This is a genomic window from Flavobacterium magnesitis (genome assembly GCF_041729735.1).
GTDB lineage: Bacteria > Bacteroidota > Bacteroidia > Flavobacteriales > Flavobacteriaceae > Flavobacterium > Flavobacterium magnesitis.
The window spans coordinates 443,664-457,241 of the sequence record NZ_JBCFQK010000001.1 but is presented as its reverse complement, the minus strand read 5'-3'; the positions used below and the strand labels follow the sequence as shown (position 1 = coordinate 457,241).

Genomic DNA, 13,578 nt, shown 5'->3' with positions numbered 1-13,578 from the left:
ATTATAACGTTACTTTTTTATAACAACATTTCAAACCGTCAGTCGAGAGATTGACGGTTTTCGTTTTAAATAACTGTAGGTAAAATATTGTTTATTTAATTTGAAGTTTTTAAAATTAAATCCAGGATAATATTTTTTTTATTAATAAATTTGAATACTTTATACAATTTATGAAAAATAAGTTTACATACATAGATCTTTTTGCTGGATGTGGCGGACTTTCACTTGGTTTACATCAAGCTGGATGGAAAGGTATTTTTGCAATTGAGAAAAGTTCGGATGCTTTTAAAACACTTGATTATAATTTAATAAAAAATAAAAATCATTTTGATTGGCCAAAATGGTTACCAAAAGGGGCCCATGAAATAAATGAGGTACTTGAAAATTACAAATCTAATTTAGAAAAACTCAAAGGGAAAGTGACGATGATTGCGGGTGGGCCGCCTTGTCAGGGCTTTTCGATGGCAGGAAAGCGTAATGAGTTTGACTTAAGAAATGATTTAATTAACTCCTATATTAATTTTGTTAAGATTGTAGAGCCTAAAATTATTTTTTTCGAAAATGTAAGAGGTTTTACAATGGAGTTCAAGAAAAATAAAGAAAAAGGAATTGCTTATTCTTCACAAGTAACTCAAAAACTAGATGAAGCAGGTTATTATGTAAAAGGGCAATTAGTGAATTTTGGTGATTATGGAGTTCCTCAAAAAAGAACCCGTTTTATTCTAGTTGGGATAAAAAAGAGTTTAGAAAATGCTTCTCAAGAAAAAGCAGAAAGTTTTTTTAATTCTTTAAAAGAGAATCGATTTGATTTTTTGAAACAAAAAGGATTAAATGTTAAAACCAATCTTCAAGATGCTATCTCTGATTTATTTAAGAAAAATGGATTAAAGGAAACACCAGATTATCCAAGTTTTCAATCAGGGATTTATGGGAAGGAAAAAGGGAATTATCAAAAGTTAATGCGTGAAGGTGTTGATAATAAAATTGCTGACAGTCATCGTTTTCCTAAACATTCCAGTGCAATTATAGACAGATTCAAATTAATATTGGATGAAACCGTCGATAGAAGAAATTTCAATGTTAGTAAAGCTATTCAAGAAAAATATGGCATTAAGAAACGTACCGTGATTCCTTTGAATGGGTTGGATAAAACTCCAACAATCACAACTCTTCCAGATGATTATATACATTATTCAGAACCAAGAATTCTGACAGTTCGAGAATATGCACGTATTCAATCTTTTCCTGATTGGTATCAATTTCAAGGAAAATATACAACAGGAGGAAAATTAAGAACTCAAGAAGTACCAAGATACACTCAAATAGGAAATGCAATTCCACCGCTTTTTAGTGAACAAAGTGGATTGATTTTAAAACAACTTATTTAAAATGCAAAATCCATTATCATTCAAAGTTAGTTCTGCTTTAAAGAATATTATAGGGAGTGATTTAATCAATGATGATTTTATTGCCGTTTTTGAATTAGTTAAAAATGCTTATGATGCTCATGCAACAAAAGTTGAAATTATATTTGAAAATATTTATTCTAGGAGAGCTAAGATAATCATAAAAGATAATGGTAAAGGAATGAATTATGACGACCTTATAAATAAATGGTTGTTTGTAGCATATTCGGCAAAGATTGAAGGTACAGAGGAAGATAGTTATGATTATCGTGATAAAATTAAAGTAAAAAGAGCGTACGCAGGTGCAAAAGGGATTGGTCGTTTTTCTTGTGATAGACTTGGTAGTAATCTTTATTTAGAAACTATAAAAGAAGAAACAAATCCCAAAGTTGAAGTTTTAATAACTGATTGGAATAAATTTGAAGGAGATATTAAAGATGAATTCGTAAATATAACAGTATTACAAGAAACTATTGAGGAAAGTAATTATGATATTGATCACGGAACTGTTCTTGAAATTACTAATTTAAAAAGCAAATGGAGTAGAGATAAGTTTCTTCAATTAAAAGATGCACTTTCAAGATTAATAAATCCTAATACAATTAATGAAAATGATTCTTTTAATATCATATTAAAAGTTAAAGAAGAACTTCAAAACGATAATGAACAGATTCTAAAAAATAAGAGACAAGTTAATCATCCTAAAAGTCCAATTGATCAAAATTTAGTCAAATATATAAAGATTGTAAATGGAGAAATCCAAAACCTTATTTTTGATGCTTTAGGTATAAAAACTTCTTACATTGAGTCTAAAGTTTATGACTCAGAAATAATTACAACATTATTTGAAGCGGGTAAAATGGTATATTCAGTAACTGAAGAAAATCCATTTCAAAATTTTAAAGATCTTAATTTTTCAATTTACTATTTAAATCTATCTGCAAAATTAACTTTTAGCAGAAGAATGGGGTTACAGCCTGTTGAATATGGACACATTTTTGTCTACAAAAATGGGTTAAGAATTTTTCCTTATGGAGAAAGAGGAAATGATCCATTAAAAATGGATAATAGGAAAGCTCAAGGGCATAGTAGGTATTTAGGGACACGTGAGGTAATAGGTTATATATCAATAGAAGGTACAAACAATAATCTTCGTGAAACCTCTAGTAGAGGCGATGGATTAATAAAAACTCAAACTTATTTAGATTTAGAAAATTGGTTTTATGAAACGTTAAAAAAACTCGAAAAATATACAATTGAAATTACCGATTGGGGGAATTCACTTTCTCCAGAAGAATTCATCAATTTTGACAATGTTTTTATAAAAAACAAAGGACAAGAAAATGAAAAGATTAATGATATTAATGATAACTTAAGGAAGTTATTGAATGGTTTAACAAATTCTAAAAATGTTATAAGGTTCGAGGTTTCAGATGAAATCCTAAGTATTTTAAATAAAAAATCTGAAAACTCTATAAACACAGTTTTAAGTAATCTTACCGAACAAATAAAAACTGATTCTTTTAATAAAGAAGAAGTTATTAGTACAATTAAGAAAGCAGAAAAGAAAATTGATGAACTTCGTAAAGTAAAAGACGAAGCAGAAGCAGAAGCATTTGAAAAACTTATAGAAAATGAAAAAATTTCTAAAGAATTAAATGAAGAAATTTCTAGAAAATTATTTGATAATTCAATAAATAATAGAGATAAAGATGATTTATTAACGTTGCAACATCAAATAGTTCATACAGCTGGAAATATAACTTTTAGTCTTGATGAATTGATAAAATCAATAAATAGTAATTTATCAAAAGACAAGTTAATTGAAGAAGTTCTGAACATTAATTTGGAAGTCAAAAAAATATTAAGTGCATCAAGATTTGTAACAAATGCAGGTTTTAGTATGGAAAGTGAAAGAATAACGGAAGATATTGTTCAGTTTTCATATGATTATGTAGTAAATAATTATATTCCAATTAATTCATTTATTCATCAAAAAAGACCAATTAATGTAGAATTTGAACCGATAGAAAATATAGTATATAAAACCAAATTTAGGCCGTTAGAAATAACTGTTTTGTTTGATAATTTATTTAGTAATTCAAAAAAAGCCAATTCAAAAAATATATTTATTAAATGGACCAAAACTAAATCAGATTTCATTCTATATTTTAAAGATGATGGAGATGGAATTCCAAATGAAATTAAGGATAAAGTATTTGACTTTGGTTACACTAAGACAAATGGTTCAGGGATTGGTTTATATCAAACAAAAGAAACATTGAAAAAATTAGGAGCATCAATAACTATTAATAATGATTTTGAAAAAGGAGTTGAATTTATAATAACATTTCCATTATGAAGTTAAATTACGATATTTTATGGGTTGATGACAGAATTAAAGAGCGTCCTTTTCAAAGAATAATTAATGAGACAAAAGAATTTCTTTTAGATCAGTACTTTAATTGTAATATAATTGAAGCAGAAGATTTTAATGAGTTTAAGGAAAAGTTTTCTGCCCAAAAAGAATTTGATATAATTATAACTGATTACTCCTTAAATGAAGGAACTTTCGGTAATCAAGTAATTGATTTTATTCGAGATAGCCAACATAATTTCACAGAAATATTTTTCTATTCAGCAAATAATAATGTAAAAGAAATAAAGCTTTTTAGTAATAATCGTATAACTTTTTATCAATTAACAGGAGGTGATTATAAAGAATTAGAAAATGAAATTATAGAAGTGATTAACCAAACAATCAAGAAATTTCAACATATTGTTGCTATGCGAGGTATGATTATGAATGAAACTAGTAGTTTAGATGTGGAATTTCATAATATTTTAAAAACTGTAATTTCTCGAGGGGAAACTGAAGATATTTTGAATCTGATTAAGGATAAATATAAAAAGTCAAATTTAGATTTTAATTCAAATATAGAATCTGTTAAAGAAATTGACGATATATTATTAAAAATTGGCTCTACACATAGATGGAGAGCTCTAATAAGAAATTTACCGAAAGGTGATGTGTTAAACATTTTAAACGAATATGAAAAAGAAGTTATAAAAGTTCGTAATGATTTTGCTCATGCAGAACTAAAAACAGAAGAAGGGACAGGGATTCAATATTTTGAAGATAAAAAAGGAGGAAAGCCTTTCAACGATGAAGCATGTAAAATTATTAGAAAAAACATTATTAAACATAAAAATAATTTAGATAATCTTCAGTCTGAACTGGGTTAAATAATATTTTTTAATTCTCACATTAAAGAAGAATTAATTCTTATCTCAATTTGTTCTTAAAGAATTTTAGTAAATGTAAAGTTAGAAAGACTGTTTTATATCATAATATTTTACTAATTCATTCGCTTTTTAAATTGTGGTTGGTTAATTTAGGGAAATAATAATAAACAAAGCAGACTATGAAAATTCAATTTAATACAGACAAAAACGTAGAAGGACACGAGAGAGCAGAAGCTTATTTTGCTAGCGAATTAGAAACCGCTTTGGCGCGTTTTGAAGAAAAGATTACCCGTATTGAAGTGCATGTTGGGGACGAAAACAGTACTAAATTTGGAACTGACGATAAACGTTGCTTAATTGAAGTGCGTCCTGCAAAATTACAACCTATTGTAGTTACAGAACACGCTGATACGGTTGAAAAAGCATTTAGAGGTGCGCTTGCAAAAATCAAGAAAACACTGGAAACTACATTTGAAAAACAAAAAACATATTAAATACTTCCGTTTAGGTATAAAATACAAAAGACAGTTACTTTAAAAGTAGCTGTCTTTTTTTATGCTGAAATTTTAAATTATTGCTTGAATAATAAATTAGCTAATAATTCATCTCTTTTGTAGATATCATTGTAAAAATGAATGGTGCCGTCATTATCTACCCAGGCGGTAAAATAACCAATATAAACAGGGATTTTGTTTTTGAGCGTGTGCCAGGTTTCCTTGCCGCTATTCATGGCTGCTTCAATTTTTTCGGGAGTCCATTTAGGATCATCTTTTAGGATTTCGATGGCTAATTCTTTTGGCTTTGCCACACGAATGCAACCATGACTAAAGGCTCTGGTTTCTCTTTCAAAAAGACTTTTAGAAGGCGTGTCGTGCAGGTAAATATGATTTGAATTGGGGAATAAAAATTTGATTAATCCAAGGGAGTTTTTAGGTCCGGGTTTTTGTCTGATGTTGTTGCCGTTCCATTCCATGTTGTGTTGGGCTAAATAATTGGGGTTTTTAGCTATGGCTGGAAGAATTTCGTTTTTCTTAATGCTGGTAGGTACATTCCAATACGGACTAAAAACAATGTATTGCATGGGAGCACTAAAAATTACGGTTTTATTCATTGTTTTACCCACAACAACTTTTGATCGTAAGACCACTTCCTGATTTTTGAAATAAGACAATTGAAAAGAAGGAATGTTTATGGCAATTACTTCTTTTGATTTTGGAATATCGCTGGAAACCCATCGGCAGCGTTCCATATTAATCATGATGGTTTTAATGCGTTCGCTGATGGGAACATTCAAATCTTTGATTAATTCTTTTGAAATAGTACTGTTAGAAAGATAGCCTCGTCTTAGTTTGTAATTCAAAATTCCTTTGGATAACTCTTTGTCATAAACAGCACTTTTAGAATCGGATTTGATGTCATCCGTAAGAAACAAGCGTTCTCTTATTTGTGCTATGGCAGTTGCGCTATCGCCAATTTTATAAGAGGTAAAGGCAGAATCTGTGGTGATAGCATTCCATTTGTCTTTCTTCTGGATTTGGCGGTATTTTCGGAGTGCTTTTTTGAGTAAAAAATATTGGCTAAAAAGGTTTTTTTCTTCTTTGTTAATTAACGAAGGATTGGCCAAAAGCGAATCCAGATAACTAATGTATGATTGTTTTTTTCGGGGAATATACCATTCTATTTCATTTGATTTTTCGGTGTCTAAACCATGATACACATTCATAGCGTAGAAAAAATACAAAGAAGAATGCAAGAGTTCAGTTTCGGTATTCGGTTTTTGATTTCCACTTAAATTAGTATGAATTTTGTCTAATTTGTCTTTATATGGAACATTGATTGCAACGCCTTCGTCTTCTAAATGATTGGTTTTATCGTATAAAAGATTAGCAAATTCGTTAATTCCTTTTTTATCAAACCATACATAGTGGTATTGGTGTTTTCGATACAATTGTTTTACATCTGACTCGTATTTTTGTAATAAAGGATGCGTTTTAAAAAAAGAATCTACAGCCGTACTGTCAAATGTACTTTGATAGGCTTCAACTGCAGCTGTAGGTTTGATAACTTGATCTTTAGCCGATTTATTTTTGCATGACAACGTAAACAAAACGATAATGGAAAAGGCAAAAAATATTTTTTTCATGCAGTGACTGTTTTGGATTTAGTAGAGTGAAATAAAAGACAATAAACACTTTTTAGCACTATGAAAATTTACAACTTTTTTTTCATATTTTGGGTGTTAAGCACTTTTTTGTTAAGTTTTTCTAAATTTTCAAAAAATATTTTTCTCATTGAAAAGAGTTAAAATCGTCAAAATTGATAATTTTTTGCAATAAAATTTTATTAGGAGAGTTGAAACGGGGTAGTTTGTTGTGGAGTTTCTTATTTTACATACTATTTAGGCTCAAATGTAAATTATTTTTAAATTTGCCCCCACAATTTAATGGGTTAAAGTAAGAAAATATGAAAATTGAGAAACGCTGGATCATTTCTTTTGTAGTTATTAGTATTGTTTGTATTTCAGGACTTTTCTGGGAAGTGCCTTTGGAACCTAAGAATGTACATTCTCAATTTGGAACTATTGACCAAATTGTTCCTGCTGATGTTGCCTGGATGCTTACTTCCTGTTGTTTGGTTTTGATTATGACTCCTGGTTTGGCTTTCTTCTACGGAGGAATGGTGGGCAAGAAAAACGTAATTTCGACTATGTTACAAAGCTTTATTTGTATGGGTGTGGTTACTTTAATATGGGTTGTGGTTGGATTTAGTCTGGCTTTTGGAGAACCATTAGGAGTTCAGATTGGAGATGGTTTTTATAGTTTTGTGGGTAGTCCAGCTACTTTTACTTTTATGGATTATGTGGGTGTTTTGCCTCATAAAGATATTGCAAAGACAGTTCCGTTTATGCTTTTTGCTTTGTTCCAAATGAAATTTGCAGTTATTGCTCCAGCTATTATTACAGGTTCATTTGCTGAGCGTGTTCGTTTTATTTCGTATTTACTTTTTATCTGTTTGTTTAGCATCTTTATTTATTCTCCTTTGTGTCATGCGGTTTGGTATCCAACAGGAATTTTAGGTTCATTCTTTGGGGTTAAGGATTTTGCTGGTGGAACAGTAGTACACATGAGTGCTGGATTTGCAGCATTAGCAGGTGTGCTTGTTTTAGGGAAAAGAAAAAACAGCAATCATGTACCTACAAATATTCCGTTTGTTTTATTAGGAACTGGAATGCTTTGGTTTGGATGGATTGGTTTTAATGCGGGTTCTTCTATGGAAGCGAATGGTGTTGCAGCTATGGCTTTTGGAACAACTACTACCGCTTCTGCAGCAGCTATGTTAACCTGGATCTTTTTTGACAGAATAAATGGTAGAAAAGTTTCTGCTCTTGGTGCTTGTATTGGGGCAGTGGTAGGATTAGTATCTATTACGCCAGCTGCTGGTTTTGTTACGGTTCCTGAAAGTATGTTTTTTGGTTTTGTTGCCGCTTTAGTTTCTAATTTAGTAGTATATTCTAAATATTTAAAAGGAATTGACGATACATTAGACGTTTTTGCTTGTCATGGTGTAGGCGGAATTATGGGAATGATTTTGACGGCTATTTTTGCTCATGGAGAAGATGCTAGTTTGTTACACGGAGGTTGGGGTGTTTTTGGACATCACATGACAGCCTTATTATTGGTTTCTATTTATACTTTTTTTGGAGCTTATTTTCTGTTTAAAATTACTAATAGAATTATTCCGATGCGTGTTTCAGAAGAAAATGAAGTTATCGGATTGGATTTATCACAACATGATGAAACGCTGTTTCCTATCGAATGTGCTGAATAGTTGTTTTAGATTTTTAAGTTATTAAAAAAAACAAGCACTTTTATTTTGTAAAAGCTTACCATCGGTCTTATATATTTGCTTAATTTTGCGCAAATATTTAAAAAACAGTGGGAAGTAAAAATAAATTAAAGCGATTTAAGGAGAACGAAACATTCAATAACGTTTTTCAACCAACAAGAGAAGAGGTAGTAAGTAATTTATTTCCTTTAAGAGGGAAATGGAATACTGATTTCTTTAAAAATGACAATCCTTTAGTATTGGAATTAGGTTGTGGAAAAGGCGAATATTCTGTTGGTTTAGCCGAAAGATATCCTAATAAAAATTTTGTTGGAATCGATATCAAAGGAGCTCGTTTTTGGCGAGGCGCTAAAACAGCTGTAGAAACGGGATTGAACAATGTGGCTTTTATTCGTACTCAAATCGAATTGATCAATCATATTTTTGCCGAAAATGAAGTAGATGAAATTTGGATTACTTTTCCAGATCCTCAAATTAAATACAAGCGTACAAAACACAGAATGACCAATTCAGAGTTTTTACAATTGTATAAAAAAATCCTCAAAAAAGACGGTGTTGTCAACCTTAAAACCGATAGCGAATTTATGCACGGTTATACCTTAGGATTGCTGCACGGAGAAGGTCATGAGGTTTTGTATGCCAATCATAATGTTTATGTAAACGAAGGAAGCCCAGAGGAAGTGACTGCTTTTCAAACTTTTTACGAAAAACAATATTTAGAAATTAACAAAGCAATCACTTATATTCGTTTTAAAATTAAAGATTAATTGTACTGCTTTTAAAACGAATTTTTAGGTTTTCCTATAAAATAGGCTTATGAATTTAATTATATCCTTGCTTTCTGGTTTTATTTCAGCCTTTATAGGAATTACTCCTCCAGGTTTGCTTAACATGACTGCTGCTAAAGTAGGCATGAAAGAAGGAAGACGCAATGCTTTTTGGTTTGTAACAGGAGCGGTACTGGTTATTTTTATTCAAGTCTATCTGGCGGTTTTGTTTGCACGAATTATTAATGCGCGTCCAGATATTATTTTATTATTGCGAGAAGTAGGATTTGGAATTTTTGGAACATTGACGGTGTATTTTTTATGGATTGCTAAACAGCCTAAAATTAAGCAGCCTAAAATTAAACAGTACAGTAAAAAGAAACGTTTTTTTCTAGGGATGCTATTGTCAGCGCTGAATTTTTTTCCTATTCCGTATTATGTTTTTGTGAGTATTTCATTGTATTCCTATGCTGTCTTTTCTTTTGATAGTACTTCGGTTTTTACCTTTGTAAGTGGAGCTGTTTTAGGCTCTATTCTTGTTTTTTACTTCTATATTGCCTTTTTTCAAAAAATAGAAAAAAAGGCCGATTATCTTCTTAGAAATATGAATGTTATTATTGGTTGTATTACGGGCATTGTTTCGGTAATTACGCTAATCAATATTTTGGAATATTATTTGCGTTAATTACTTGATTGCTATAAAATTGTAATGCAAGAATTTGTCTATTTAAAATAGTATGAATTATCTCCAAATAACGTCTTTTTAAGATCGTATGTCGAAAATATTTTCTGGTCTGGTGGTAAAGTTGGATAATTGTATATATTTAATTTTTGCAATAGTAATTTTGACCAATTATGTATTTAAGTCTTGTATATTTTGTAACCGGTTTGTTGGGATTCCTGACATTTTCTGTTGTAGTTACTCAGTACAGGTCTAATAGGAAAGTTAATTCTTATCTTCTAATTTTATTTTTTTTTTCAGCGTCTCGATATCTTTTTAATGGGATTCATATTTTGATTCCTTTTAGAATTAATGAAGATGTAATGATTACTCTTCGCTCTTTTGGCTGTTTGATTTTTCCTTGTATTTATTTGTATTTTAGAAATTTAATAGCAAATAGAAAGCATTTTATTAAAGAGGATTTTCTTTATTTTATACCTCCCATTTTATTTGGTTTTACCAATCTCTTGATTCGGAAATATGCCATTTCTTTGCATATCATTGTTTATTTTTTGTTTGCTGCAATTGCTAGTTATTATTTGATTCTTAGTTATCTGGAGTTAAAAAATAAACTTTGGTCCAGGCAATCTACAGTAGCAATAGTAGATAAGCAAAAAGGATTAATTCGAAATTGGACTATCTTTTTCTTTGTTCTCTGCTGCTTGTGTATTTCACGTTTGTTGATTACTCTTTTTTTAGATATTTATATAGCGGGATATTCTGATGGGACAAGTTATTTTTGGGTTGCAGCAATTCTAAGTTGTATTTTGTATTTTAAAATTTTACTGACTCCGGTGGATTTACATGCTGGGATTACAATAAACCATAAAGAAAAAAAAGAATATTTTGAATTGGTTTTTGAAGATTTTTGGATTGTTTCTGATTCAGTTTTAGTTGAAAATTGTCAGGATTTAAAATTAAAAGAGCGAATGGATGCTAATCTGGTGAGTTACATTCATGAGATAGAAAGGATGGCGCTGAAACAGTTTTATTTTAGAAAATCATCGGTTTGTATGAGGGATTTTGCAATTATTTTAGGCATTCCTAAAAGTCATTTAATTTATATTTTTAAATACCATTCGAATGTAAATTTCTTTGAATTTAAAAAAACAGTCCGAATTTATGATGCTATTTGTTTGATTGAAGCGGGTTTTTTGAAATCAAATGCTTTAATGTGTTTGTCTAAAAAAATAGGATTTTCATCTTGTAATCTTTTTTTAATTAGTTTTAAAGAAATTACAGGAGTAGTTCCGCAGGAATACAATAAAATGATAAAAGAATGAAAGCAGATCAGGTTGAACCTAATTTTTTCGAAAAAGTTTATGAGGTTGCAAAGCAAATCCCGTATGGTAGAGTGACTTCTTATGGAGCTATCGCCAAGTTTCTGGGCACCGCCCGATCAGCAAGAATGGTGGGTTGGGCAATGAATGCTTCACACGCTATGGAAGATGTTCCTGCCCACCGGGTAGTGAATAGAAAAGGTTTGCTTACTGGAAAATTTCATTTTGACGGAACTAATTTAATGCAGCAACTACTGGAAAGCGAAGGCATAAAAGTAGTGGACAATCAAATTGTAGATTTCGATACCCATTTTTGGAATCCACAGCAAATTAATTCTGAAAATTAGTTCGTAAAAATCACATCTAAGCCCTTTATAGTTAGAACTAATTCGACCATTAATAAATACAATTTAAAACCTTTAAATTAAGAACTTAATCTATTATCTTTGCAATCTTAAATCAGTTTAAAATAAAAATGTTTTTAGACTGAAAAATAGCAATTGAAAAATAGTATACTTAGTAATGAAATTAGATAGAAAAGAAATTCTTAAAGCCTTAGAAACAATTACTATAGCGGGAGAAGGAAAAAATATGGTAGAAAGTGGAGCCGTTACTAATGTAATCACTTTTGGAGATGAGGTAGTAGTAGATTTAGTTTTGCATACACCAGCGATGCACATTAAAAAACGTGCCGAAGACGATATCAAAAAAACAATTCAGGAAAAAGTCGCTGCCGAAGCTAAGATTAAAGTTAATATAAAAGTGGAAGCTCCGGAAAAGCCAGAAATTAAAGGAAAAGCAATTCCTGGAATTAAAAATATTATTGCTGTAGCTTCTGGAAAAGGAGGAGTAGGAAAATCTACAGTTACAGCTAATTTAGCCGTTTCATTAGCTAAAATGGGATTCAGTGTTGGTGTTCTTGATGCTGATATTTACGGACCATCTATGCCAATTATGTTTGATGTTGAAAACGAGAAACCCATTTCGATTCTTGTTGACGGAAAATCAAAAATGAAACCTATTGAAAGTTATGAAGTAAAAATGCTTTCGATTGGATTTTTTACATCGCCAAATCAAGCTGTGATCTGGAGAGGACCAATGGCTTCTAAAGCACTTAATCAAATGATTTTTGATGCTGATTGGGGAGAATTAGACTTTATGCTAATCGATTTACCTCCAGGAACTGGAGATATTCATCTTTCTATCATGCAATCACTTCCAGTTACTGGAGCAGTAGTGGTGAGTACACCTCAGGCTGTGGCTTTGGCTGATGCCAAAAAAGGAGTTGCCATGTTCATGTCGGAAGCAATCAATGTTCCTGTACTTGGAATCATAGAAAATATGGCTTACTTTACACCTGAAGAGTTGCCTAACAATAAATATTATATTTTTGGTCAGGAAGGAGCTAAGAACTTAGCCGAAGATTTGGCTGTGCCATTTTTAGGAGAAGTTCCAATTGTGCAATCTATTCGTGAAGCAGGAGATTACGGTCGCCCAGCGGCATTGCAAACTGGTTCAGTAATAGAAACTGTTTTCGAAAACATAACACGTAATGTAGTTCAGGAAACGGTAAGCAGAAATGAAAGTTTGCCTGCAACAGAGGCAATAAAAATTACTACTATGGCTGGTTGTTCAGCAGTAAAAAAATAATTTAATAGAACAAAATGACAACAGAAGAATTAACAATTGAAGTTGAAAAAGCGCTAACTGAAATCAGACCTTTCTTAGAGTCGGATGGCGGTAACATCAGCCTTATTTCTATTGAAGACGATAAACATGTAAAAGTGCGTCTGGAAGGAGCGTGTACTAATTGTAGTGTGAACCAAATGACACTAAAAGCAGGAGTTGAGACTACTATTAAAAAGTATGCTCCGCAAATAGAAACTGTTGTAAATATCTTGTAAAACAAGCTAATGTTTGTCTTAAAGAGATGACTTGCTAAAACTGTTATATTGTTAAATCAATCAATTTCCAAATAGTAAAAATGGATGTATTAATAAAAGTTAAAGATAGAGAAGGAGTCATTCATGAATTACAAGCTCCTACAGATATGGCCATGAATATCATGGAACTTTGTAAAGCTTATGAGTTGCCTGTTGAAGGTACTTGCGGAGGAATGGCTATGTGTGCTTCTTGTCAATGTTATGTTTTAAATGATGTAGGTTTGCCAGAAATGGGAGAAGATGAAGAAGCCATGCTTTCGGAAGCTTTTTATGTAAAATCAAATAGCCGTTTGGGTTGTCAAATTCCAATTACCGTAGACTTAGAAGGTCTTGAATTAGAATTAGCTCCTGAGAGTTAAAATCATATCA

Annotated in this window: 13 protein-coding genes; 12 read left to right on the top strand and 1 reads right to left on the bottom strand. The window is 30.9% G+C overall.

Annotation, left to right across the window (positions count from 1 at the left end):
* Window positions 1-170 precede the first annotated feature (170 nt).
* From AAGV33_RS01915 to AAGV33_RS01900, 4 genes are all read left to right on the top strand, one after another.
* Window positions 171-1,388, top strand: coding sequence for a DNA cytosine methyltransferase (locus AAGV33_RS01915; RefSeq protein ID WP_373390213.1), 1,218 nt, complete (start codon window positions 171-173; stop codon window positions 1,386-1,388).
* A 1-nt stretch (window position 1,389) separates the two neighbouring features.
* Window positions 1,390-3,768: an ATP-binding protein gene (locus AAGV33_RS01910; protein ID WP_373390212.1), complete on the top strand. Its 2,379-nt coding sequence runs from the start codon at window positions 1,390-1,392 to the stop codon at window positions 3,766-3,768.
* Window positions 3,765-4,652 (top strand): hypothetical protein, encoded by an 888-nt coding sequence (locus AAGV33_RS01905; protein ID WP_373390211.1) that lies wholly within the window; start codon window positions 3,765-3,767, stop codon window positions 4,650-4,652. Before AAGV33_RS01910 ends, AAGV33_RS01905 begins: the two co-directional genes overlap by 4 nt.
* Window positions 4,653-4,831: 179 nt before the next feature.
* Window positions 4,832-5,146: an HPF/RaiA family ribosome-associated protein gene (locus tag AAGV33_RS01900; protein ID WP_373390210.1), complete on the top strand. Its 315-nt coding sequence runs from the start codon at window positions 4,832-4,834 to the stop codon at window positions 5,144-5,146.
* 77 nt (window positions 5,147-5,223) lie between these two features.
* On the opposite strand, the gene AAGV33_RS01895 is transcribed toward AAGV33_RS01900, so the two are convergent.
* Window positions 5,224-6,795 (bottom strand): L,D-transpeptidase family protein, encoded by a 1,572-nt coding sequence (locus AAGV33_RS01895; RefSeq protein WP_373390209.1) that lies wholly within the window; start codon window positions 6,793-6,795, stop codon window positions 5,224-5,226.
* A 320-nt stretch (window positions 6,796-7,115) separates the two neighbouring features.
* Here AAGV33_RS01895 and AAGV33_RS01890 point away from each other — a divergent pair, with 320 nt between their 5' ends.
* From AAGV33_RS01890 to AAGV33_RS01855, 8 genes are all read left to right on the top strand, one after another.
* A complete protein-coding gene (locus tag AAGV33_RS01890; protein WP_373390208.1) occupies window positions 7,116-8,480 on the top strand; it encodes an ammonium transporter in 1,365 nt (454 codons plus the stop codon).
* Between the two features lie 107 nt (window positions 8,481-8,587).
* Entirely contained in the window at window positions 8,588-9,265 is a 678-nt protein-coding gene (gene trmB, locus AAGV33_RS01885) for a tRNA (guanosine(46)-N7)-methyltransferase TrmB (protein WP_373390207.1), read from the top strand.
* A gap of 49 nt (window positions 9,266-9,314) precedes the next feature.
* Window positions 9,315-9,950, top strand: coding sequence for a LysE family transporter (locus AAGV33_RS01880; RefSeq protein ID WP_373390206.1), 636 nt, complete (start codon window positions 9,315-9,317; stop codon window positions 9,948-9,950).
* A gap of 359 nt (window positions 9,951-10,309) precedes the next feature.
* The gene (locus AAGV33_RS01875) at window positions 10,310-11,269 is read left to right on the top strand and encodes a helix-turn-helix domain-containing protein (RefSeq protein ID WP_373390205.1); all 960 of its coding nucleotides are present in this window, start codon (window positions 10,310-10,312) and stop codon (window positions 11,267-11,269) included.
* A complete protein-coding gene (locus tag AAGV33_RS01870; RefSeq protein WP_373390204.1) occupies window positions 11,266-11,613 on the top strand; it encodes an MGMT family protein in 348 nt (115 codons plus the stop codon). The genes AAGV33_RS01875 and AAGV33_RS01870 overlap by 4 nt, the downstream gene beginning before the upstream one ends.
* 175 nt (window positions 11,614-11,788) lie before the next feature.
* On the top strand, window positions 11,789-12,916 hold the full coding sequence (locus AAGV33_RS01865; protein WP_373390203.1) for an Mrp/NBP35 family ATP-binding protein: 1,128 nt from the start codon (window positions 11,789-11,791) through the stop codon (window positions 12,914-12,916).
* 14 nt (window positions 12,917-12,930) lie between these two features.
* Window positions 12,931-13,170 carry a NifU family protein gene (locus AAGV33_RS01860; RefSeq protein WP_373390202.1) on the top strand — a complete coding sequence of 80 codons (240 nt, stop codon included), beginning with the start codon at window positions 12,931-12,933 and terminating at the stop codon, window positions 13,168-13,170.
* 80 nt (window positions 13,171-13,250) lie between these two features.
* Complete coding sequence (locus AAGV33_RS01855) at window positions 13,251-13,568, top strand: 2Fe-2S iron-sulfur cluster-binding family protein (protein ID WP_373390201.1); 318 nt, start codon at window positions 13,251-13,253, stop codon at window positions 13,566-13,568.
* The last annotated feature ends 10 nt before the right edge of the window (window positions 13,569-13,578 follow it).

Coding starts and splice junctions, on each gene's coding strand:
- AAGV33_RS01915 (WP_373390213.1), top strand. CDS start 171: ATGAAAAATAAGTTTACATACATAGATCTTTTTGCTGGATGTGGCGGA.
- AAGV33_RS01910 (WP_373390212.1), top strand. CDS start 1,390: ATGCAAAATCCATTATCATTCAAAGTTAGTTCTGCTTTAAAGAATATT.
- AAGV33_RS01905 (WP_373390211.1), top strand. CDS start 3,765: ATGAAGTTAAATTACGATATTTTATGGGTTGATGACAGAATTAAAGAG.
- AAGV33_RS01900 (WP_373390210.1), top strand. CDS start 4,832: ATGAAAATTCAATTTAATACAGACAAAAACGTAGAAGGACACGAGAGA.
- AAGV33_RS01895 (WP_373390209.1), bottom strand. CDS start 6,795: ATGAAAAAAATATTTTTTGCCTTTTCCATTATCGTTTTGTTTACGTTG.
- AAGV33_RS01890 (WP_373390208.1), top strand. CDS start 7,116: ATGAAAATTGAGAAACGCTGGATCATTTCTTTTGTAGTTATTAGTATT.
- AAGV33_RS01880 (WP_373390206.1), top strand. CDS start 9,315: ATGAATTTAATTATATCCTTGCTTTCTGGTTTTATTTCAGCCTTTATA.
- AAGV33_RS01875 (WP_373390205.1), top strand. CDS start 10,310: ATGATTACTCTTCGCTCTTTTGGCTGTTTGATTTTTCCTTGTATTTAT.
- AAGV33_RS01870 (WP_373390204.1), top strand. CDS start 11,266: ATGAAAGCAGATCAGGTTGAACCTAATTTTTTCGAAAAAGTTTATGAG.
- AAGV33_RS01865 (WP_373390203.1), top strand. CDS start 11,789: ATGAAATTAGATAGAAAAGAAATTCTTAAAGCCTTAGAAACAATTACT.
- AAGV33_RS01860 (WP_373390202.1), top strand. CDS start 12,931: ATGACAACAGAAGAATTAACAATTGAAGTTGAAAAAGCGCTAACTGAA.
- AAGV33_RS01855 (WP_373390201.1), top strand. CDS start 13,251: ATGGATGTATTAATAAAAGTTAAAGATAGAGAAGGAGTCATTCATGAA.